This window comes from Romboutsia lituseburensis DSM 797, assembly GCF_900103615.1.
GTDB lineage: Bacteria > Bacillota > Clostridia > Peptostreptococcales > Peptostreptococcaceae > Romboutsia_F > Romboutsia_F lituseburensis.
In genome coordinates this window covers 453,655-476,791 of record NZ_FNGW01000001.1, presented here as the reverse complement: position 1 = coordinate 476,791, position 23,137 = coordinate 453,655, and the positions used below count along the sequence as shown (strand labels likewise).

22 protein-coding genes are annotated in these 23,137 nt (G+C 25.1%); 20 read left to right on the top strand and 2 right to left on the bottom strand.

All coding sequences use genetic code 11. The features are described 5' to 3' along the window. Window positions 1–85: 85 nt before the first annotated feature. From hpf to BLP75_RS02225, 7 genes are all read left to right on the top strand, one after another. A complete protein-coding gene (hpf, locus tag BLP75_RS02255; RefSeq protein ID WP_092722448.1) occupies window positions 86–622 on the top strand; it encodes a ribosome hibernation-promoting factor, HPF/YfiA family in 537 nt (178 codons plus the stop codon). A 107-nt stretch (window positions 623–729) separates the two neighbouring features. Further along, entirely contained in the window at window positions 730–2,490 is a 1,761-nt protein-coding gene (locus BLP75_RS02250; protein ID WP_242872363.1) for a hypothetical protein, read from the top strand. A 362-nt stretch (window positions 2,491–2,852) separates the two neighbouring features. Beyond that, entirely contained in the window at window positions 2,853–4,181 is a 1,329-nt protein-coding gene (locus tag BLP75_RS02245; RefSeq protein ID WP_092722446.1) for a hemolysin family protein, read from the top strand. Window positions 4,182–4,211: 30 nt separating this feature from the next. Next, window positions 4,212–5,345 (top strand): AI-2E family transporter, encoded by a 1,134-nt coding sequence (locus tag BLP75_RS02240; RefSeq protein WP_092722444.1) that lies wholly within the window; start codon window positions 4,212–4,214, stop codon window positions 5,343–5,345. Window positions 5,346–5,548: 203 nt separating this feature from the next. Beyond that, a complete protein-coding gene (locus BLP75_RS02235) occupies window positions 5,549–6,037 on the top strand; it encodes an RNA polymerase sigma factor (RefSeq protein WP_092722442.1) in 489 nt (162 codons plus the stop codon). Beyond that, the gene (locus BLP75_RS02230; RefSeq protein ID WP_092722440.1) at window positions 6,024–6,794 is read left to right on the top strand and encodes a hypothetical protein; all 771 of its coding nucleotides are present in this window, start codon (window positions 6,024–6,026) and stop codon (window positions 6,792–6,794) included. Before BLP75_RS02235 ends, BLP75_RS02230 begins: the two co-directional genes overlap by 14 nt. A 215-nt stretch (window positions 6,795–7,009) precedes the next feature. Then, window positions 7,010–7,594 (top strand): hypothetical protein, encoded by a 585-nt coding sequence (locus tag BLP75_RS02225; protein WP_092722438.1) that lies wholly within the window; start codon window positions 7,010–7,012, stop codon window positions 7,592–7,594. A 21-nt stretch (window positions 7,595–7,615) separates the two neighbouring features. Here the strand turns inward: BLP75_RS02225 and BLP75_RS02220 are convergent, their stop codons facing one another. Together BLP75_RS02220 and BLP75_RS02215 are read right to left on the bottom strand one after the other, a co-directional pair. Next, window positions 7,616–9,520 carry a sensor histidine kinase gene (locus tag BLP75_RS02220; protein ID WP_092722436.1) on the bottom strand — a complete coding sequence of 635 codons (1,905 nt, stop codon included), beginning with the start codon at window positions 9,518–9,520 and terminating at the stop codon, window positions 7,616–7,618. A 226-nt stretch (window positions 9,521–9,746) separates the two neighbouring features. Beyond that, a complete protein-coding gene (locus BLP75_RS02215; RefSeq protein ID WP_092722434.1) occupies window positions 9,747–11,579 on the bottom strand; it encodes a sensor histidine kinase in 1,833 nt (610 codons plus the stop codon). A gap of 593 nt (window positions 11,580–12,172) precedes the next feature. Here BLP75_RS02215 and BLP75_RS02210 point away from each other — a divergent pair. From BLP75_RS02210 to asrC, 13 genes are all read left to right on the top strand, one after another. Beyond that, complete coding sequence (locus BLP75_RS02210) at window positions 12,173–12,505, top strand: PadR family transcriptional regulator (RefSeq protein WP_092722432.1); 333 nt, start codon at window positions 12,173–12,175, stop codon at window positions 12,503–12,505. A 2-nt stretch (window positions 12,506–12,507) separates the two neighbouring features. Further along, window positions 12,508–13,155, top strand: a complete 648-nt coding sequence (locus BLP75_RS02205) for a DUF2812 domain-containing protein (protein ID WP_092722430.1) — start codon at window positions 12,508–12,510, stop codon at window positions 13,153–13,155. 146 nt (window positions 13,156–13,301) lie between these two features. After that, window positions 13,302–13,547 carry a hypothetical protein gene (locus BLP75_RS02200; RefSeq protein WP_092722428.1) on the top strand — a complete coding sequence of 82 codons (246 nt, stop codon included), beginning with the start codon at window positions 13,302–13,304 and terminating at the stop codon, window positions 13,545–13,547. Between the two features lie 337 nt (window positions 13,548–13,884). Then, window positions 13,885–15,798, top strand: coding sequence for a GGDEF domain-containing protein (locus tag BLP75_RS02195; RefSeq protein WP_092722427.1), 1,914 nt, complete (start codon window positions 13,885–13,887; stop codon window positions 15,796–15,798). 223 nt (window positions 15,799–16,021) lie between these two features. Continuing rightward, window positions 16,022–16,207: a hypothetical protein gene (locus BLP75_RS02190; RefSeq protein WP_092722425.1), complete on the top strand. Its 186-nt coding sequence runs from the start codon at window positions 16,022–16,024 to the stop codon at window positions 16,205–16,207. A gap of 71 nt (window positions 16,208–16,278) precedes the next feature. Next, window positions 16,279–16,578: a rhodanese-like domain-containing protein gene (locus tag BLP75_RS02185; protein ID WP_092722423.1), complete on the top strand. Its 300-nt coding sequence runs from the start codon at window positions 16,279–16,281 to the stop codon at window positions 16,576–16,578. An 83-nt stretch (window positions 16,579–16,661) separates the two neighbouring features. Continuing rightward, window positions 16,662–18,026 carry a zinc ribbon domain-containing protein gene (locus BLP75_RS02180; protein ID WP_092722421.1) on the top strand — a complete coding sequence of 455 codons (1,365 nt, stop codon included), beginning with the start codon at window positions 16,662–16,664 and terminating at the stop codon, window positions 18,024–18,026. A 31-nt stretch (window positions 18,027–18,057) separates the two neighbouring features. Further along, window positions 18,058–18,543, top strand: a complete 486-nt coding sequence (locus tag BLP75_RS02175; RefSeq protein ID WP_092722419.1) for a zinc ribbon domain-containing protein — start codon at window positions 18,058–18,060, stop codon at window positions 18,541–18,543. 309 nt (window positions 18,544–18,852) lie between these two features. Continuing rightward, window positions 18,853–19,542, top strand: coding sequence for a Crp/Fnr family transcriptional regulator (locus BLP75_RS02170; protein WP_092722417.1), 690 nt, complete (start codon window positions 18,853–18,855; stop codon window positions 19,540–19,542). Between the two features lie 36 nt (window positions 19,543–19,578). Continuing rightward, a complete protein-coding gene (locus BLP75_RS02165) occupies window positions 19,579–20,025 on the top strand; it encodes a GNAT family N-acetyltransferase (RefSeq protein WP_092722415.1) in 447 nt (148 codons plus the stop codon). A gap of 225 nt (window positions 20,026–20,250) precedes the next feature. Beyond that, window positions 20,251–21,261, top strand: coding sequence for an anaerobic sulfite reductase subunit AsrA (gene asrA, locus BLP75_RS02160; RefSeq protein WP_092722413.1), 1,011 nt, complete (start codon window positions 20,251–20,253; stop codon window positions 21,259–21,261). After that, window positions 21,261–22,052 (top strand): anaerobic sulfite reductase subunit AsrB, encoded by a 792-nt coding sequence (gene asrB, locus BLP75_RS02155; RefSeq protein WP_092722411.1) that lies wholly within the window; start codon window positions 21,261–21,263, stop codon window positions 22,050–22,052. Before asrA ends, asrB begins: the two co-directional genes overlap by 1 nt. A gap of 12 nt (window positions 22,053–22,064) precedes the next feature. Further along, on the top strand, window positions 22,065–23,027 hold the full coding sequence (gene asrC, locus BLP75_RS02150; RefSeq protein ID WP_092722409.1) for a sulfite reductase subunit C: 963 nt from the start codon (window positions 22,065–22,067) through the stop codon (window positions 23,025–23,027). Window positions 23,028–23,137 lie beyond the last annotated feature (110 nt).

The following is a 23,137-nucleotide window of genomic DNA, read 5'->3' as shown; positions in this document are numbered from 1 at the left end:
CAATTATTTACAGCTACAATAAAGGTACAAAGAAACACATAAATACATTAGCAAAAGAAATATTTCTTATTTGGAGGTAGTTATTATGAACATAACAATAGTTTCAAAAAATATAGAGATAACAGATACAATTAGAAATAAAGTTGAAAGCCAAATTGGTAAACTAGAAAAATATGTTAAGGATGACATAGATGTTAATGTAAAGCTAGATGTAAAGAAAAAGTCTCAAAAGATAGAAGTAACTATATACTTAAAAGAAGGTTATATAATCAGAGCTGAGGAATCTAAAGAAGATTTATATTCAGCAATAGACTTAGTATATGATAAGTTACATAGTCAAATAAGAAAGTATAAAACACAAGCATTAAAAAGAAAGCATAAAAATGAAAGTATTAAATTTGAAAATATAGAAGAATATGCAGCTTGTGATATAGATGAAGATGATAATAAAATAAAGAGAAGAAAAAAATTAAAAATAGATAAACCTATGACTCAAGAAGATGCAATAATTCAAATGGATTTATTAGGACATAATTTCTTTGTATTTAAAGATTTAGATACAAATGGAGTAAGCATCTTATATAAAAGACATGATGGATATGGGGTTATAGAACAATTATAATTTAATATTTAAACATAAACAATAAATGCCATATTCTAAATTTAGAATATGGCATTTATATTATAGAATAATAAATAGTATAAATAAATATGAATAGAGGAAAAGCTATGGAAAAAGAAAGAAGACGTATAATAATAGACTTTGAGGTTTTATCTAAAGCAGGTTTTTGGATGTGCGCTATGAAAGATTATAAAACTCAAAAAGAACATATTATAATAAATAATAGAGAAGAATTGTTAAGGGTATATAATAAAAATAAAGAGTCTGTGTGGATTGGGTACAATATTAGAGGCTATGATCAATGGATACTAAAAGCCATAATTGCAGATATAGATCCTTGTATAGTGTCACAAAAATTAATAGAACAAAAAATTTCTGGATGGAAAATAGATAGAAGGCTACATCAAATTCCGTTATATATATTTGAAATAAGCGATACATATAGAAGTTTAAAAGAATTAGAGTTATTTATGGGAGAAGATATAAGGGAAAGTAGCGTATCCTTTGAATTAGATAGATATCCAACAAATGAAGAAATAAAAGAGCTATCTTCTTATTGTATTCATGATGTTAGAATGACTTATAAGGTATTTGAACAAGTTTATTATAAATATGAAGCTCAATTAGGGCTTATAAAATATTTTAATCTAGACGAAAGTATGTTTAATAAAACAGAGGCTCAGCTAAGCGCATATATATTAGGAGCTAAAAAGCCTAACTATGAACGAGATGATGTTAAAGATTTTAAAATAGTAGAATCTATAAATCTTAGTAAATATAATCATATAAAACAATGGTATGAAAACTATAATAATAGAGATTTTAAAAACTATCTAAGGACTAATGTATATAATATAGAAACGGACTTTGGATGGGGAGGATTACATTCTGCTAGAAAAAAATATATGGGAGAAGATTTTATAGTAAACTCTGATGTAAGCTCTTTTTACCCATCTATAATGATTGAATATAATTTAATGAGTAGAAATGTAAAAGACCCATCTAAGTATAAAGAAATAAGAGATACAAGATTTAAATTTAAAAAAGAAAATAACCCTATTGAGAAATCTTTAAAGCTTGTTTTAAATAGTGCTTATGGAGCTTGTATGGATGTAAATAATGAACTTTATGATCCCAAGCAAGGTATATCTATATGTGTAAATGGGCAATTACTATTGCTTGATTTAATAGAAAAAGTAGAACTTGAATTTGGGGATAGAGCACAGTTTATACAAGGAAACACTGATGGTGTTATGTTTAAATTTAATTCTAAAGAAGATGTAGATATATATTTAGAAATTTGTAAACAGTGGTCAATTAGAACAAAAATGGAATTAGAACATGATTTTATAAAAAAAATTATTCAAAAAGATGTTAATAATTATGTATATATAAAAGAAAATGGCAGTGTAAAAAGTAAAGGTGCATATGTAAAAAAAATTAGTATGATAGATAATGATTTACCAATTGTAAACAAAGCAATAAAAGAAAATCTTATAAATAATATAGATGTAGAAACAACTATAAATAATGCTAATAAGCTTATAGATTTTCAAAAATGTGTAAAAATAACAGGAAAATATAGTCATGCAGTTTATGGAAAACAAAAAATAAATTTAAAAGTTCTTAGGGTTTTTGCAAGTTTAAATTCTAGCGATAATGCTATAATGAAGATAAAAGCAGACCAAAAAGTGGAGAAAATAAGTAATACACCAGATAGAGTATTTATAGACAATACAAATATTTTAGATAAAGAAGTTCCTAAAATGTTAGATAAGAGCTGGTATATATCGTTAGCTAAAGATAGAATTGATAGTTTTATAGAAGATAAATATACATTATTTGATTACTTTGACTTAATGAATTAAAAATAATAAAAAAGTCGCTTTGCTCCTGTCGCCAATTACTTCGTCAGTTGCTCAAAAAATTAGTTAAATCCCTGAGCTGCTGGTATGCTTTATGTTGAGCATACTTAGATGTATTAAAATAATATGTAAATGTTGCTAAAATATAAAATATATATTATAATCTTTTTTATAAAAATAAATCCCTTGAAGGGGAGTAGCTTTCACATATGTGATAATCAATCGTCATGACGGATTTTATCCCGGTTGATTAGCAAGATATAAAACTTGTTAGCAAGACCTTCAGAAATATACTCAAATTATGCGTATATATCTGAAGGTCTTTTTTATATATATAAAAAGAAGATAAAATCTAGGAGGAAAAAATGAATAATTTAGATTCAGACCCCGGGACCTTAATGTCCCAAATTATATTAATAGCGATACTTACTGCTATTAATGCATTTTTTGCATCAGCAGAAATGGCTATAGTTTCTGTTAATAAGCCAAAAATTAAAAAACTAAGTGAAGAAGGTAACAAAAAAGCTAGACTACTTGAAATGTTAATGGAGGAACCGAGTAATTTTTTATCAACAATTCAAATAGGTATTACGTTAGCCGGATTTTTCTCAAGTGCATCAGCTGCAACAGGAATATCTGAATATTTATCACAAATGCTTAAGCCTTTAAATATAATGTACTCAAATGAAATATCTATGATAATAGTAACTTTAGTACTTTCATATTTTACACTTGTATTTGGTGAGTTAGTTCCAAAAAGGATTGCTTTGAAAAAAGCTGAGAAAATAGCATTATTTTCGGTAAAGCCAATTTATGTTGTATCGAAAATAGCTAAGCCATTCATAAAATTTTTATCAATATCTACTTCATTTGTACTTAAAATAACTAAAAACAATGATGAAGATATTGAGGAAAAAGTATCAGAAGAAGAAATTAGAGCCTTAATATCTCAATCTCAAAAAGATGGATGTATTGAAAATGATGAAATACAAATGATTTATGGTGTATTTGAATTTAATGATAAAACTGTTAGAGAGATCATGACGCCAAGAAGTGATATGTTTGCAATAAATTTAGATGATGATAAAGATGATATTATAGAAGCTATATTAAATTCAAATTATTCAAGAATACCGGCATACAAAGAACGTGTAGATAACATTGTTGGGATTTTATATGTTAAAGATATATTACTTGAAGCAAAAAGAGTTGGATTTAATAATATAGATTTAGAAAAGATTTTACATGAGCCATATTTTATTTTGGAGACAAGACGAACTAATGAATTGTTTAAAATACTAAAAGCAAAAAAAGTCCATGTAGCAATATTATTTGATGAATACGGTGGAGTTTGTGGTATGGTAACAATGGAAGACTTGATAGAAGAAATTATGGGTGATATAGAAGACGAATATGATGAAGAAAAATCAATTATAAGTCAAATTGACGAAAATAATTTTATTATAAAGGGTTCCTTAACAGTAAATGAATTTAATCATAGATTTAATACTGACATAGAACCAGGAGAGTATGATACTTTAAATGGTTATTTACTTACTAGGTTGGGTAAGATTCCAGATGAAGGTGTAGAATTTAATTTAGAAGACATTACTTTTATTATAAATAAAGTTAATAATAGAAAAATTGAAGATATAAAGGTAAATATAAAAAGTAAATTCATAGCAAATGTATAAAAAATAATAAAAATAACAAAGGAGTAAGATATGGAAAAAATAAAAAATGAGATGCTAAAATCCATAAGATATATAATACCTATAGTACTTACATTTATAGGCATATTAATACTTAAGCATTTTTCTCAAATTGTAGGGTTTATAGGTAATAATATATCTACACTAAGTAGTGTATTAACACCATTTTTTATAGGGTTTATAATAGCATATATCCTTAATCAACCTATGAAAGAATTAGAAAGTAGATTTAAGCTAAAGAGAGGATTGTCTGTAGCTTTAATATATGGAGTTGTAGCATGTATTATAGTTTTTGCATGGCTGTTTATAGTTCCAGTTATACAGTCAAATATAAATGATTTATATTCATCAATTCCTCAAGGAATACAGCAAATTGAAAGTTTAATAAATGATATATCATCTGGATTAAAGTTCAGTATAGATAATCCAGAAGCAAAAACGCAGATAAATGAGTTTATTAAAAATGTATTAGTACCATTATCAACATCAACAGCAACAATAATTAGTGAAGTTGTAATAAATTTAATGAGTGTTGTAGTTTCATATACAGTAAATATATTCTTAGGTATAGTTATATCAATATATTTATTATTATCTAAAGAAAAAGCTATAGATATAGTAAATATAATATCTAAGAAATTGCTTAAAAATAACTATAACAAAATTAAGGAATTTGTTAATGTACTAGATAATAATATAGGTGTATATATAGTTGCAAAAGCTATAGATTCAACTATTTATGGTGTAATATGCACAATAATATTATACTTAGTGGGATCTAAATATGCACTATTCCTAGGAATAATAGCGGCTATAACAAATATGATTCCATTCTTTGGACCTATAATAGGAACTATAGTTGCAGTTATTATTAACTTATTCTTCTCATTTGAAAAGGCGTTAATAGTTTTAGTTGTTATGATAATTGTTCAGCAATTAGAAAGTGCAATACTTGAACCTTATTTTGTAGGAAAGCAGGTTGGTGTACCACCAATATTTACAATATTAGCTGTTACCCTTGCTGGAAAATATACAGGATTTATAGGTATACTTTTATCTGTACCCGTTACAGGAGTACTTTTAATGTATGCTAATAGATTTATAGAAAAAGAAAGAAATAAGTCAATAGAGGATAATGTGGCATAAAAAATAGAATTGATTAAAAAACAGGTTTATTATAACAATAAACCTGTTTTTTTATGCTATGATTGCTAATGTGTAGTTTGTAAAAAATTATATTAATAATATAATTTTTAAAAATAAAATGAACCTTTTTATTAGGATAAGTATCTAATTAGTGTAAAGCAAAGAAATAGCGCTATAATTTGCAAGGAAAGGTAGGAAAGTAATTGAATAAAAATACGTTTATAGAAAAAGTTCTTGAAGCTGAACGTACTTTATACAATGTATCTAAGTCTATATTGGTAAATGATCAAGACTGTGAAGATGCAGTTCAAAGTGCGATTTTAAAAGCTTATGATAAACTTTCTACATTGAAAGAAGAAAAATATTTCAAAACATGGTTAGTAAGAATATTAATAAATGAGTGTTATAAATTACAACGCAAAAATATTATAAAAGTATCTTATGAAGAGTGTTTTGAATTTATAAAAGAAGAGGAAAAAACTGATTATAGTGATTTATATATAGCTATTCAAAAACTTCCTCCTAGGATTCGTGTGACAATTGTTCTTTATTATGTAGAAGGGTATTCAATTGAAGAAATTAAAAAGATTTTAAAAATTCCATCAGGAACAGTAAAAAGTAGGTTGGCTAAAGGACGAAAGCTATTAAAAACTAAATTAGACTGTATGGAGGTACATTATGAACAATTTTAACTTTAAAAATGCCTTTCCAGATACACCACAAAGATTTAAAAATAGGGTAAGTATGACATTAAATAACTTACCAGATAAAGAGGAGAATGGTGAAATGGAAAATAAAATAAAAACTAGTAAAGTATCATTTAGAAAAAAAATAGTAGTTACTATAGCTACAGTTATGGTTTTGGGTACAACAACATTAGCAGCTGGAAAAGTGTTTTCAATATTATCAAGTTCAAGTAATATACCAACATACACTAAAATGCCTACTCAAGAAGTTATGAATAATGAGTTTGGATTTGCTCCTAAAACAATTGAGAAATTTGAAAATGGATATGAATTTAAATCAGGACATATTGTTAACAATGAAGGGCTTGACGAAAAAGGTAATACTCTATCAAAATCAAAGAACTTAGATTTTGTATATAAAAATGGAAAAGAAGATATTACTCTAAGTATGGAAGGTAAAATGATAGGTGAAAATTCAGAAGACATGAAAGTTGTTGATACATATAATGGCTTAGAACTATCTTATTTATCATATGCAAATAAATGTGTTCCACCAGATTATAAAATGACAGAACAAGATAAGAAAGATGAAGCTTCAGGGAAATATGTATTTAGTATTGGATCAGCTAAAGTAGAGGTAGATACTGTCCAATTTTTAAGCTGGGAGCAAGATGGTATATATTATTCTTTTCTAGCAACAAACTCTAAATTAACTAAAGATGATTTAGTAAAAATGGCTCATGAGGTTATAGATGTTAAATAAAATTTAATAGATTGTTGATTATGCTAGTCGTTATATTTATATAATGGCTAGCATAATTTATTTTAAAATTAATTAAATTTCTAATAGAAACCAATCAAAGAGAAAAATATATGATAATATATATATGTTAAAAGCTAATAGCAATTATAAAAAATTAAGAGCGTATTTAAATATATAAATAAACTAATAAACATGAAGTTCATTGGAGGGGTAGTATGAAATTTTTATTAAAATTAAATAAAAAAAACGTATCAGTTATAGCAATACTATGTATAGGTATAACTACAACAGGATGTACCATCGGGAAAATTACATCACTAGATGATTATAAGAAAAAAACAAATTTAGAGATAAATGACAAAGCACATGAACATGATGATAAATACATATATGATACATGTGATGGAAATGGGAATACAGATGCAAAAAAGACTAATATATCTTTGGAAATAGATAAGGAAAGTAAAGAAATAAAAGAATTGACATTGATAAGTGGATTGCATAAAGATGAATATAAAAAGTTTAAAGACGAATCTAAAATTGCACTAAAATATATAAATGCAATTGCACCTAAAGAATCTATTAAATCAGTAGAAAAGGTTTTAAAAGAATATGATGAATATATAGATTTTGAAATAAATGGAGTTAAAAATAGCAAGGATGAAAAAAAATATAGTAAGTATAGTCAAGAATTCTATGATGGAAAAGCAGAGTATACATATAAAGACAAAGAAAGTGGAGTAAGTGTGGAAGTTAAAGATGCATTCGGTATTTTAGAAATAAAGGCAAGTAAAAAATAGAAAAAATGGTTTTCAGATATATTAAAAATATATATCTGAAAACTCAACATTCATTCTATTTACTTTACTACAATCGTTAAGAGCGTTATAAGTACGAGTATTTGATTTTTTTTCTACTAAAACAGATGGAATACTAACTGTAAAAGTAGTTCCCTCATTAATTTTACTAGAAGCAGTAATTTTACCACCATGTATATCAACTAAAGATTTAACTAAGGAAAGTCCAATACCGCTACCTTCTTTATTATGAAGTTTTTTACTACTTAGTTGTTCAAATCTACCAAAAATACTTCCGATTTTATCTTCAGCAATACCAATCCCACTATCTTTAATACTTATATTAACGCATTCATCACAAGTTATATTAACTTCAATTTTTCCATTTTTGGAGTTGAATTTTATAGCATTAGAAAGTAAATTTAAAATAATCCGTTCCATCATATCTAAATCAAAAGCTACAATTTTTTCCTCAGTATCTGTATCAAATATCAAGTTCATATCATTTTGATTAACAAACTCGCAAACTGACATACAAATATTTTCAACAAAATTTATAATATCAAAATTTTGAGGTTTGTATTCTAAATATCCTGCATCAATCTTAGTACAGTCTATTAAATTGTTTACTAACTTTAAGAGCCTATATCCATTTTGTTCTATAATACCTAGATATCTGCAAACATATTCGAGTTCTTCACCAGCTAAAGAAGAAGATTTTAACTTTAAAAGCTGTAATGCGCTAAATATAACATTTAGAGGTGTTCTCAATTCATGGCTAATATTTGCAAAAAAGTCCATTCTCAAGCTCTCTAATTCCAAATTCATTTTTCTTTTTTTAGTAACATCACATATAATAACAATTCTTTTTATCATATTTCCACGCTCATCTTTTATAGGTGAACTTTTAACCCAAACCCATTTATCATCTTTTGAATTAATTGGTTTAACTCTTTTTACAAATTCAAATGTATCCTCAAAATCAATTGATAAGTCTTCTTCGGTAATATCATCAGGATGATAATAATCAAACCAGTCATTTGCATCCTTATAAAGCTTTTTAGGCTCTTGACCAAAAATTTTATAAAATGATGGACTTACATATAGAGCTTTTTCATTATCTGCTAAAATAAATACATCTTCAGAATATCTTGCAATATCAGTAAAATTTTCTTCGTTTTTTAGCAAGCTTTCTCTTAATTTAATATCATGTATCATTTCAATAGCCATGCCTATAGTGCCTATTACATTATTATTCACATCAAAACAAGGCCATTTTGTTATATCATAAACGGAAGAAGATTTTTTGTTTAATTCATGCAACCCTAGTATAGTTTCCTGGAAGTGGTAGATTTTTTTATCTTTCATGACATTATTATCTTGTATTTTGTATTTTTTAGCATATTTGATAGGCCAGATATCACAATCAGAATGTCCAATTATTTCACTATAAGGTTTTTTACACCTTTCTTCAAATTTTTTATTTACTTCCAAGTACTTGCCATCTTTATCTTTTATCCAGAATGAAAAAGGTGAGTTTTGTAATATTTTTGCAAAATTAATCTGATTGTTAAGAACCTCACTACATCGGATAAGGAATATATCATCATCACCACTATAATAAATTTCTGAATTTAAATATTTATCTAAATTAGAGCAGTAAGAAATAGAAATGGATTTTTTATTTTTTATAGCAAATTTAAAAGATTTGTTAAAATCAATCTCTTTGAAAGATTTTTGATCCATTAAATCACTTAAATAGCAGTTTTTTATATCATTTAATTTACTATTAATTAAATGGCTGAAAGATCTATTTCCATCAATTAAAATCGCATCTATATATTCATTATTATTATTTTTTATACACTTGAGTAAGAAATAAGCTAAAGGGCTATCTTCCACTACTTCTTTAAAAATTAAATTCTTCATAATACCCCCCTATGTAAATTTAACTATATAATCATTTTATGTCAAATTATATAGAAATTCAACCTATAGCGTAACTTAGACTTTTTAATTAATAAAAACCTAAAATTGATAAAATTAAAAAAACTTTTTAATTTAAAGCATATAGATTTTATTTAATTATTTACGAAATAAAATAAAATAAGAATGCAAAAAACTAAATTTTTAATAGTTTATGCATTCTTATTTATTAAAAATATATATCTGAAAATTCAACGTTCATTCTGTTAACTTTATTATCATCACTAACTGTGTTATTTAATTGAACTTGGTTCTCTACTATATTAACAGGTATACTAACAGTAAACGTAGTACCATTATTTATTTCACTAGAAGCAGTAATTTTACCATTATGTATATTGACTAAAGATTTTACCAGGGATAGACCAATACCGCTACCTTCTTTGTTGTGAACCTTTTTGTTATTTATTTGTTCAAATCTTCCAAAAACACTATCTAATTTATCTGTATCAATACCGATACCATTATCTTTAATAGTTATATTAACGTATTCATCACAACTTATAGAAACTTCTATTTTACCAGATGGAGAATTAAACTTTATAGCGTTAGATAGTAGATTTAATATAATTCTTTCCATCATATCTAAATCAAATCCGATAACCTTTTCTTCTATATCAGTATCAAATACTAAAGTCATGTTATGTTGGCTTATAAAGTCGGATACAGACATACAGATATCTTCTACAAAATTTATAATATCAAAGTTTTGAGGGGTATATTCAAGATACCCAGCATCAATTTTAGTGGTATCAATTAAATTATTAACTAATTTCAATAAACGATATCCGTTTTGCTCTATAATGTTCAAGTATTTATTAATAAAATCTAGTTCATTATCTATAAAGACATTAGATTTTAATTTTAAAAATTGTAAGGCACTAAATATAACATTTAATGGAGTTCTTAATTCGTGACTAATATTTGCAAAAAAATCTATTTTTAAGTTTTCTAATTCTTCTTCTTGATCTTTCTTTTTAGTTATATCACTAATTATGAATATGTTTTTTATAGTATTACCTCTCTCATCTCTTATTGGAAAACTTTTACCCCAAACCCATTTATTCAGGTTATTTTTAGTTTTTACTCTTTTTATAAATTCAACAGTATTATCAAGGCTCACATTAGTTTCTGAAGTAGAAATATCATCAGAATGGAAATATTCAGGCCAGTAGGAGATATCTTGATATAATTTATCTGGGCTTTGCTCAAAAACTTTCTCAAATGCAGGACTAATATATAAACATTTATTTTTGTCAGAAATAATAAACACTTCTTCCGAGTACTTGGTAATCTCTGTAAAATTAGCTTCGTTTTGCTTCAAATTTTCTCTAAGTTCTACTTTATCTATAATTTCAATTGCAATTCCAACAGTTCCAAGTACATTTCCTTGGGTGTCTACATAAGGCCATTTAGTTATATCATAAATTCTAGATTTTTCATAATCATGGTCTGATACACTTGTTATAAGACCTTGATAGTGGCAAATCTTTCTTGACTTCATAACTTCATAATCTTGCTTTTTATATACATTAAAATAATCTTGAATCCATAGGTCATAATCAGAACTTCCTATAATTTCATGATAAGGCTTATTACACTTTTTAGTGAATTTTTCATTTACATCAATATATCTTCCATCCCTGTCTTTTATCCAGACAATAAAAGGAGAGTTTTTAAAAATTGTTGAAAATTTTATATTATTATAATTTACCTCGGTTAGCTCTACTATGTAAATATCTTTTCCTGCTGGATATATCTCACAATTTAGGTGTTTATCTAAATTTGTTGAGTATAAAATAGAAGTGTTTTTATTTTTGCCGTTAAATTGGAAAAAATGTTTGAAGTCAATTCTATGAAAGTCTTCAGAAATCATTATTTGACTTAGAAATTTACCTTTTATTTTATCTAATTTGCCTTCTAATAGCAAATTGAATGATTTATTACCATCTAATAATTGTGCATCAGTATATTTATCATCTTCATTTTTTATGACCCTCAAAGAGAAATATGCTAAAGGGCTATTCTCTAAAATATCTATAAATACTGAAGTATTAATAAGTCCCCACCCCCAAAAAAAATTGTATATTTATAATTTTATTTGAAATTATTGGAAAATTCAACAATTTTAATGCAAAGATATGAAATAAATTGATTATATGAATTTTAGTTAAATTTTACTAGGACTTTAAATTGATATTATATATAATATCAATTTAATTAAATTATATAAAAATTATAAATAAAAAAAGCAGGAGTATATCCTGCTTTTTTATTGGAGAAATATGAAAATTTAAAAATAAATGATAATTAGTACTACTTTAAGGATGATACTTAGAGTATGTACAAAAATATAATAAATATACAAATAAATATAAAAAATTCGCTTTACTCATAGCGCTAATGACTCATCCGTTGCTTAAAATACATATCAAAAAAATTTTATATAAAAATAAAAAAATAAAGTAGAAAAATTCTTAATTATAAAATACTATATTGATATACGATATATCGCGACACGATATATCGTCATATGATATAGATATAAATATCTAATTAAAATAAAAATATATAAAAAGGAGGAGTGACTTAATAATGAAAGAGGATATTGTTAAAAAGTACTTACCAATGACTGAAGCAACTTATTACATTTTGCTGTGTATGGTTAAACCAATTCATGGATATAAGCTAATGCAAGATGTAGAGACATTAACTAATGGAACAGTTACATTAGGTCCAGGTACTTTATATGGAGCAACAAGTAAACTTGTAAAAGATGGTTTGATAAAGCAGGTAGAATCAAAAGAAGAAAGAAGGAAAAGTTATCAATTAACAGAATTAGGAAATGAAATTTTATTACTGGAGTATAATAGATTAAATTTATCTGTTGAAAATGGCAAAAAAATATTAGAAGGATTAGAGGTGTAATAATGAGTAAATATAAAAAAGTATTTAAGATGTTTGTTATAGGTGAAGAAGAAAAAGAATGTAAGTGGTTAGAGGAAATGTCTAAAAAAGGATACCATCTAGTTAATGTAAGATTTGCATGCCACTATACTTTTGAAAAATCAGATTCACAGGATTACTCATATATGATAGATATGATGGAAAATAATAGTCTAGATGAACAAGAGTACCTATCTATTTATGAAGATTATGGATTAGAATACGTTGATAAAAGTAAAGATTTTTATTATTTTAGATCTAAAGATAAAAATAATATGAAACACATAAAACATATAGAACAAGGTAGATATGCAGATAGGCTAAAGTCGCAATCAAAATTAGTGCTAATAATAGGACTTTCAAATATATTAATTGGATCTATGGCTATATGGAGCACTTTCTCAAAAGATGCTCTGCAACATACTAAACCAACATATATTAATTTAATTATAGGTATTGCAGGTGTATATATTTTCTATGCTAATAATAAAAAGATAAAAAGAATAGAAAGTGATTGTACAAAAGTATTATATAAAACAACACTGAAAGATTGGAGAGGATTCTATCCATTATTTATAATCTGCATATTTTTAATTTTAATATGTGGTATTTTAACTATATTTAATCTTTAAAAGAGTTATATTAGGTATTTAATATACTATTTAAGAATTCCTTAATTATAAATAAAGTTTAAAAACTTATTATTATTACTAAATGATATGTTTTATGATAACATATTAATTATAAATATAATAATGAAGTAGAGAGGTAATACATTATGGGAGTCAATAAAAAAACAGACTGGGTTCTTTATATAGAATATTTTATGCTGGTGATAATAGCAGTTGCAACGGTATCATCATTGTTTATAGGAGACAGTGGATATTTTATAAAAGGGATTTTAGGTTTGATTTTTATAGGGAGTTGTATCTTAAACAGGAAATTTCCTAATAAGTATAAAATCCTAGATATAGTATTTTTAATTTCTGGAATTGTAATTATAGGATTATGTTTCTTTAAATAATAAAAGTAGCTTATTAAGCTACTTTTATTTTATTTAATGATAAATTACATTTACAGTAATATATATTTTTTTTAGTATGGACATAAATTAACATGCTCATAATAATAAATATTCAATTAACCTTTACAAAAACAAGTGAAAATAATTTATAAAAAATGTATAAATTTGACGAAAAAACAATAAAAATGTAGACTAGATAATCAAATAATATTAAAATTGAAAATGACTAGATAAAATAACGTTATTTTATCTAGTCATTTTTAGCATTTAAATAAGTAATATTTAATTAATAAAGTTAAACTTAGGAATAAAGATAATGGATTAAAGGAGGATACTTGTGAGTAAGATACATGATATAAAAAAGTATATATTGATTACTACTATAATTGTACCTTTTTGTATATTGTTTGTAGTTGTAAATGATAGATTGAATCATAGCCAGATAAAAGATATAGGTGAAAATTTTTTAAGTGAGAAAATAAGCAAAGAAGAAACTGATAATTTGATAAAACAATTAAAAAAACAAAATAAGCAATCAGAAATATCTTTTATAGAAGGCGCTATTTTAAAAAAAGAAAATAAACTTAAAGAGGCTAAGATAAAATTTAATGAAGTACTAGAAAGTAAAAATATAAACTCTAGTTATTTAATGGAAGTATATACATATGTTTTTTTAGCTGAAATATCCCAGCAAGAGAAAGATTATGAGAATCTTAATAAATTTACGAAGAATGCATTTTATAATATAAATCCTAAATACTACGATGAAAATATAGACATAATAAAAAAAATAATAAAACTATTAAATACAACTCAATCATCTCGAAAAGTAGCGATAGATATATTAAATAAATTAATAAAAAGTAATAAAATTTCAAATGACTTTAGACTTTATGCTTTAGATAGATTAGGATTACTTTACTTTATGAACAATCAATATTCCAATTCTTCAGAAATTAATTTAAACTATATACTTTTAGCTAATGACATGGGAAAACAAAAAGAATATGCAAAAGCTATAGTAGATCTAGCAACAATATTTAAGCAACTAAAGGGAAATGAAACAGCTATAGTTGCTATACAAAAGGCTTTAGATGTAAAAATAGATGATAAAGTTGAAAGAGGCAAGTTTAAGCCTTATGCATATTTAAATTTAGCTGAAATTTATGTCTGTGTAAACAAATATGAAGATGCACTTAAATCTGTAAATGAAATTCAAAAATATAAGGGATATTACAATGAAGAGGATTATAGAGATTTTAAAATATTGGCAAATGTAATAAAAATAAGGTGCTATATAAATATTGATAAGAAAAAAGAAGCTGCAAAGCTAATTGAAGAAACTGAAAAACTTCTAAAAGAGGATAAAAGCTGGTATTTCATTGATAAAGAATTAGAATTTTCAATTGCAAAGGCACAATACTATAAGTCTATAGGATACTATGATAGTTCTATAAAGGAATACTTAAAAGCATTAGAATACAGTAAAAAAGAAGGAAATTATTATAAGGAAGTTATTATTATTGAAGAGCTTATAGATATATATAAAGCAATAGATGATAGTGAAAATTTTTATAAATATACATTACAGTTGATAGATTTAAAAGAATATATGGAAGGATTAAGATATGAAGATTACTCTAAATATATTATACAATCAACTACTGATAAGAAAAAATTACTAGATGAATATGAATTTAAAGTAAAAGCATATAAAATAGTATTTATAGTTAGTATAGCATTTAGTATTATTTACTATTTATTATACAAAAGGATAAAAAATATAAAAAAATTATCCCAAAGAGATGGATTAACCAATATTTATAATAGAAGGCAGTTTAATAAAGTATATAAAAAATTAATATATAGTAACAAAAAATTTTCCTGTATAATCCTAGATATTGATCATTTTAAGAGTATAAATGATATGCATGGTCATAAAACAGGAGATGAAGTTATTATAGGCGTATGCAATGAAATTAAAAAAAACTTAGACTCAGATTGTAGCTTTTATAGATATGGAGGTGAAGAGTTTGTGATAATTATTAAAAATAAAGAAAAAAAAGATGTTATAAGTTTAGCTGAAAAAGTTAGAATTAAAGTCCAAGATTTAACATGGAATCAAGGTATAAATGTAACTATAAGTTTAGGTATAGCATTTAAAATAGATAGTACAAATAATATAATTGAAATAGCAGATAAAAATTTATATAAAGCAAAAGAATCAGGAAGAAACAAAGTAGCATATTGATAAAAAGACATAAATTAAATAAAATTTAAAATAGAAAAAATTTTATTTAATAGAAATCTATAAATAGTATAAATAGCTATAATGGTTATAAAATATAATATAAAAAGAAAATTTTTATTAGTAATTTTTTTTAAAAAGACAATACCAAATTTTAATAAAAATAAGTTTAATATCAAATGATTTATGCTATAATTAAAAAATATAAAGACACTTAGGAGGGAATATGACAAAACTAATAGACACCATAATGATATTAATAGATATAGCATTGATTTTTTATTTCTTCAATTACGCAGTTTCAACAACTGATATGGCTACAAGATTAATAAGTTGTGCTGCAGTAACAATGGAAATATCTTTTATAATAAGACATTTTAAAATTATCAAAAAATCAAAGGAAGTACATTAAAGACACATAAAATTTGATTTTAAGTATGCTTGTAAGGGTATAAAATATAAAAAGCATACGAGGTGATTTTAATGAATTATATAAATATAAATAATGAAAAATTAAATAAATTAGTAAAAGAAAAAGATATATTATTACTAGATGTTAGAAGTAAAGATGAATATGAAGAAAAAAACATACAAAATTCAATAAATATTCAACTGCACGATTTATTATATAATATAGATGAGATTGAAAATTATAAAAATAAACCTGTAGTAGTATATTGTAGAAGTGGACATAGAAGTATAACTGCATGTAACTTACTTTCAATTGAAGGATTTACTAAGTTATATAATTTAGAAAAGGGAATAATAGACTACAAACTCTAGCATATGCTAGAGTTTTATAATATTGCAACTTATATAAGTCTTGTTAATCATGATTTATAAAATTAAATAAAATGGAGGAGACGATGGAAGAAAATTCAAAATATGAAAATTACAATAGTAAAACTGGATCCATAATAAAAAAATCCATAAATAAAAATTTTAGGTTAAAGAAAAATGTATATAATACATGTAGTAAATGTGAAAATGAAAATGAAGAAAAGGACAACTACTGTAGAATTTGTGGAAATAGCCTTAATAATATTGAAAAAATTAATATTAGAGAAGGAAAAAATAAAAATATTAAATCAATTTTAGAACAATTCAATTTAAGTAGTATCATAAAAACATCGATATCATCTATAGCTATACTATTTATAATGTCTATTATATTTAAAGCAATTGTAAGCATAGGGTTTGATGATTTAGGAAACTTTATAAATCCAATCCATATTATAATGGGATTAAATTTAGGATATTTAGATGTAAGTTCAAGTAATATGTTAGGTTCAGGTGCTATAACTGCACATTTAGGATTGCTATTATTCCTTTTAGGGCCAATAATCTCGTTACTTTTATCTAATATTTTATTTATGAAAAATAAAAATAAAAGTTCAAAAGATGTGTTTTTAAACTCATTGGGTGTTGGAGTGGTATATGGAATTATTGTGTTCATTTTAAGTATTTTAAGTAGAATGAGAATAAGCTTTAATGACATGATTCAATACGGTATGGCGGTTGAAGCTAGTTATAGACCAATAAGTGTATTTTTAAATGGATTTATAATAGCATTTTTAACAACTTATATATTAAACTTTAAGAAAAAATATAATAGTGAGAATATGCATTTAACTTTATTAAAAAAAGCATTAGTTATAATAGCTACAGGATACATTATAACATTTGTAGTATTAACTGGAATAACTATAAACGATAGAAGCTATTTATATGAATTTGGAATGTATAGCTACGTTGATCAGATAAGTATAGGGTTAATATTATCTCAATTAAGTGCTTATATGTGGGGATTTGCCAACTTTATTCCTGTGACAATATCTAATACATCAATATCTGCATTTAGTTTAGTGATATCTGATTTATTCTTAGATACAAAACTTATATTCGCAGTAATGATGGCATTAGGATCATTAATAATATTGTTAAATGGATGTAGTTTAAAGCGTAAATATAAAGATAGTAAAGTAAATGTAGTTTTAATGTTTAGTGTATATTATGCTATATTAATGGGAATTCTAGCGTTATTTAGTTCCGTGATAATAGGTGGAAATCTATCAGTATTTGAAATGAATAATTATCAAGGATCTATAGTACTTGGCATGCCAGTATTAGGGGCCGTTATAAGTTCCTTTATATATAGTTTTGCACTAACATCAATAGGTCATAAATTATATGTATTTGATGACAACAACATAGATGAAAATATATTATAAAATTATGTAAAAGATAAAATACGGAGGATTTATGAGTAACTTAAGAGAGAAATTTGATAAAAGATTTGCTAGAGTTCAAGATGGCATAGATAAGGGTAGAGAAAAAATTGAAATAGTAAAAGAAAAGTCTACCTTGAGTGACGAAATGGATGATTATCAATTAAAAAAGACTAATTTACTTTTAGAAATGGGTGAATTATTATACACAAAACTTAGAAATAACACTATTATAGATAATGATTTTGATGATTATAAAAATCAAATTATAGATATAGACAAAAATATATATGATATATCTATGAAAATAAAAGAAATAGAATCATTAAAAAATGATACTACATGCGAATGTGGAAGTGTTTTAAATCAAAATGCTAAGTTCTGTGGTGAATGTGGAAAAAAAATAGAGATAGAAGAGATACAAGTTAAATATATAATTTGCAATAACTGTGATAGTGAAGTGGATTTAGAGTCTAAGTATTGTAGTTGCTGTGGATTTAAATTAGATAATAATTTATAATCATATAAATAAAAATTAAATATAAAAAAATATAGGAAATATTATTTTTATAATGATATTTCCTATATTTTTTTACTCTTAAAGGAATTATGATAAATCAAAAATTGTAGATAAGTTATGAAGTATAGTAATATCAACACCTTTGTAAAAGTAAAAAATGACATTTTTGAGCAACGGACGAAGTCGTTGGCGACAGGAGCGAAGTGACTTTTTTATTAAGAAGTATATTTTATTTTTAAACATTTATATATTTTATGATATAATTACTAAAAATCAAAATATTAATGAAATTTAAATTAAGGTGAGTTAATGAAAAAAATTTTAGATTATGATATAGATAAGGTTCACATATTTAAAAATATAAAAGAGAGTACTAGAAAAGAACTTATAAAAAGAGGAAAAATAAAGGTAATAAATAAGAAAGATATATTATTTTATGAAAAAGAAAAAATAGAAAAAATATATTTTTTACTAGAAGGAAAAGTGTCAACTTTTAAAATGAGTGAAGGTGGAGAACGAAAAGTAATATTTATACTAAAGCAGGGTGAAATGATAAATGAGATAATATTAGATGAAGTTAAAACATCTACAGTTAGTTGTGAAGCCTTTGAAAAATCATTAGTATTAGAATATAATATTGAAGAGTTTATAGGCATAGTTGAAAATGATTTTGGATTATCAAAAAATATCTTTAACTATATGGAAAGAAGGACAAGAAGATTATATAGACAGCTTAAGAATTCTATATCTATAAAAATAGATAAAAAATTAGCTGCTAAATTATATAGAATTAGTAAAGAATTTGGAATTAAAAGTGGAAGCTGGACTCTTATAAATGTTAATATAAGTATAACTTATATTGCTGATATGTTAGGATGCAAAAGAGAAACATTATCACGAGCAATGAAAAATCTTCAAGATGAAGGATTAGTAAAATTAGAGGGTAAAAAAATATATGTAAAGGAAATGGAATTGTCTAATTACTTTAAAGGAAATTAGATAAGTTTAATATATTAAAAAGAGAGGGGACACATCATGAACTGGAAAATTAAATCATTTGAGGAACTAAAGAACAAAGAATTATATAAAATTTTAAACTTAAGAAGCGAGGTTTTCGTAGTAGAACAAGAATGCCCATTTAATGATTGTGATGGAAGTGATGAAAACTGCTATCATTTATACTTAGAAGAAAATGATGAAATACTAGCATATTTAAGAATTGTAGAAAAAGGAATATCATATGATGAAATATCAATAGGTAGAGTAGTAGTTTCAAAAGATGAGAGAGGTAGAGGTATTGCTAGAAAATTAATGTTAAAAGGTATTGAGTTTATTGAAAAAGAATTAAATGAGAATGAAATTAGAATTTCTGCTCAAGCATATCTAGTAGATTTCTATAAAAGCCTTGGATTTGAAGAAGTATCAGAAGTTTATCTTGAAGATAATATTCCTCATGTAGAAATGCTTTATAAAACTAAATAATTATTAGACTATACATAAATTTATAATAAACAAAAGAGCTATCTCTAAACAGAGATATGCTCTTATTTTTATGCTTAAGTATATTTACACGAAAAGTATGAAATTGGTTTGTATATTTTTTAACTAAATATAGATTATACCCATAAATTCGTGACATTAATCACAGAGATAAAATTGATAAAATGTTAACATTAAATTAATAAAAAATAAGAAAAGGTGGCTAGTATGAAAATAAAATTAAGTAAAGAAAACTTTAATGAAGGCTTAAAGAAACTAAGCAAAGATTATAAAATACTTGCACCAGTATCTCTTGGATATAAAGGAACTTATTCAGATACTGATGTTGTAAGGTATCAAGAAGTTAATTCTATTGAGGAAATGGAATTTAATAAAAAATCAGACTTTTCACCAAAGGAAGTTATTTTTCCTATAACTCAGATATTATTTTATTTTACTGAAAAAGAATTTAAGGAAAGTGACATAGATGATAAAAAGGTAATAATGTTTTTAAGAGCCTGTGATATAAATGCAATAAAAAGATTAGATCAGATATACTTATCAAATGGATTAGATGAAGATTATTATTATAAAAAACTTAGAGAAAAAGTAAAATTTGTTCTAGTTGGATGTAAGAAAAGTTTCAGAAATTGTTTTTGTGTAAGCATGGAATCTAACAAAACAGATAACTATTCAATGGGATTAAATATTAATGATGATGAAATTCAACTAGAAATAAAAGATGAAGATTTAAATGTTTTTAAAGGTGAAAACGATAACTTTGAAGTTGAATTTGTTAAAGAAAACTTATTTAATATAGAGTTACCAGATACACAAAAATTAAATTTAAAAGAATTAGCAAATGATGAAATGTGGAATGAATACAATGGTAGATGTATAGCATGTGGGCGATGTAATTTTGTATGTCCAACTTGTTCTTGCTATACAATGCAAGATGTTTATTACAAAGAAAATGAAAACGTTGGAGAAAGAAGAAGAGTTTGGGCAGGATGTCATGTAGATGGATTTACATCTATGGCGGGAGGTCATGAATTTAGATCTACTAAAGGTGAGCGTATGAGATTTAAAACTATGCACAAAGTATATGATTTTAAAAAGCGTTTTGGATATAACATGTGTGTAGGATGTGGTAGATGTGATGATGCTTGTCCTCAATATATATCATTTTCAAAATGTATAGAAAAAGTAAGTGAAATAGTTAATAAGGAGGAGAAATAATGAATCCATATATACCAACAGCAGCGAAAATAACAGACATATTTAAACATACAGATATAGAGTGGACATTTAGAGTTGAGGCAAACACTAAAGATGTTTTACCAGGAAAGTTTTATGAAATATCTATACCAAAATTTGGGGAAAGTCCAATATCTGTAAGTGGATATGGAAAAGATTATATAGATTTTACAATAAGAAGTGTAGGTAAAGTAACGAATGAGATATTTGATTATAATGTAGGTGATAATTTCTTTATAAGAGGATCTTATGGAAATGGATTTGATGTTAGTTTATATGAAGATAGAGAAGTAGTCGTAGTAGCAGGGGGAAGTGGTCTGGCACCTGTTCGAGGAATTATAGAGTATTTTTATGAAAATATAGATAAATGTAAAAGTTTTAAGCTAATAGCTGGATTTAGATCTCCTCAAGATATATTGTTTAAAGATGATTTAAAAAAGTGGAGTGAAAAATTAGATGTTATAGTTACAGTTGATAAAGCAGATGAAAATTACCAAGGAAATATTGGGCTTGTAACAAAATATATTCCAAATTTAAAAATTGAAAATATTAATAATACATCAGCTATAGTAGTAGGACCTCCTATGATGATGAAGTTCACAGTTGAAGAATTTTTAAAAAGAGATTTAGCAGAAAATAATGTATGGGTTTCTTATGAAAGAAAAATGTGTTGTGGTATAGGTAAATGTGGACATTGCAAGATGGATGATACTTATATTTGTATGGATGGTCCTGTATTTGACTATTCATACGCTAAAAATCTTATAGATTAGGAGGATAAATTTGTGATAAGAGATTTAAATACTAAAAAAGTAATGAAAAATGCTTATAGAATAACTAAAAATAAATATGAAACAGCTTTGAGAGTTAGAATACCAGGAGGATGTGTTGATCCTGAAAGTTTAATGATAGTTTCAAAAATTGCTAGTGAATATGGGAATGGACAAATACACATGACAACTAGACAAGGATTTGAAATACTTGGAATTAAAATGGAACATATGGAAGAAGTAAATAAGCTTGTGCAGCCAATAATTGATAAAATGAACATAAATCAAGAAGAAAAGGGCAAAGGATACCCATCTGCTGGAACTAGAAATATATCAGCATGTATAGGAAATAAAGTATGTCCAAAGGCACAATATAATACAACTGAATTTGCAAAAAAGATAGAAGATGCAGTTTTTCCAAATGATTTACATGTGAAAGTAGCTTTAACGGGATGTCCAAATGATTGTATAAAAGCTAGAAGTCATGATTTTGGAATAATAGGTATGACACTTCCTAAATATGATAAAGATAGATGTGTATCATGTGGAGCTTGTGTTAAAAAGTGTAAAAGTCTATCAACAGGAGCTCTTCATGCAGAAAATTATAGAGTTATAAGAGACCATAGTAAATGTATCGGATGTGGAGAATGTGTTTTAAATTGCCCAACAAATGCATGGACTAGAGATTCTAAAAAATACTATAGATTAGCTATAATGGGTAGAAGTGGTAAGAAAAATCCAAGACTTGCTGAAGATTTTTTAATTTGGGCAGATGAAAAAAATATTATAAAGATAATATTAAATACTTACAAATATGTAGAACATTATATAGACAGAAGTCTTCCTAAGGAACACATTGGATATATAGTAGACAGAACTGGATTTATGGAGTTTAAAAAGTGGGCACTAGAAGGCGTAAATTTTGATGATATAACTATAGTAAATCAAAATGTATACTGGAGTGGCATAAAGTATTAATTCACAAATTTATTGTGATAATTAAATTTAATTATCACAATAAATTTAAAATAATAATGATAGATTTTTATCTATATTTGTTAAAAAAATAATTTATACAAAGAGGGGAA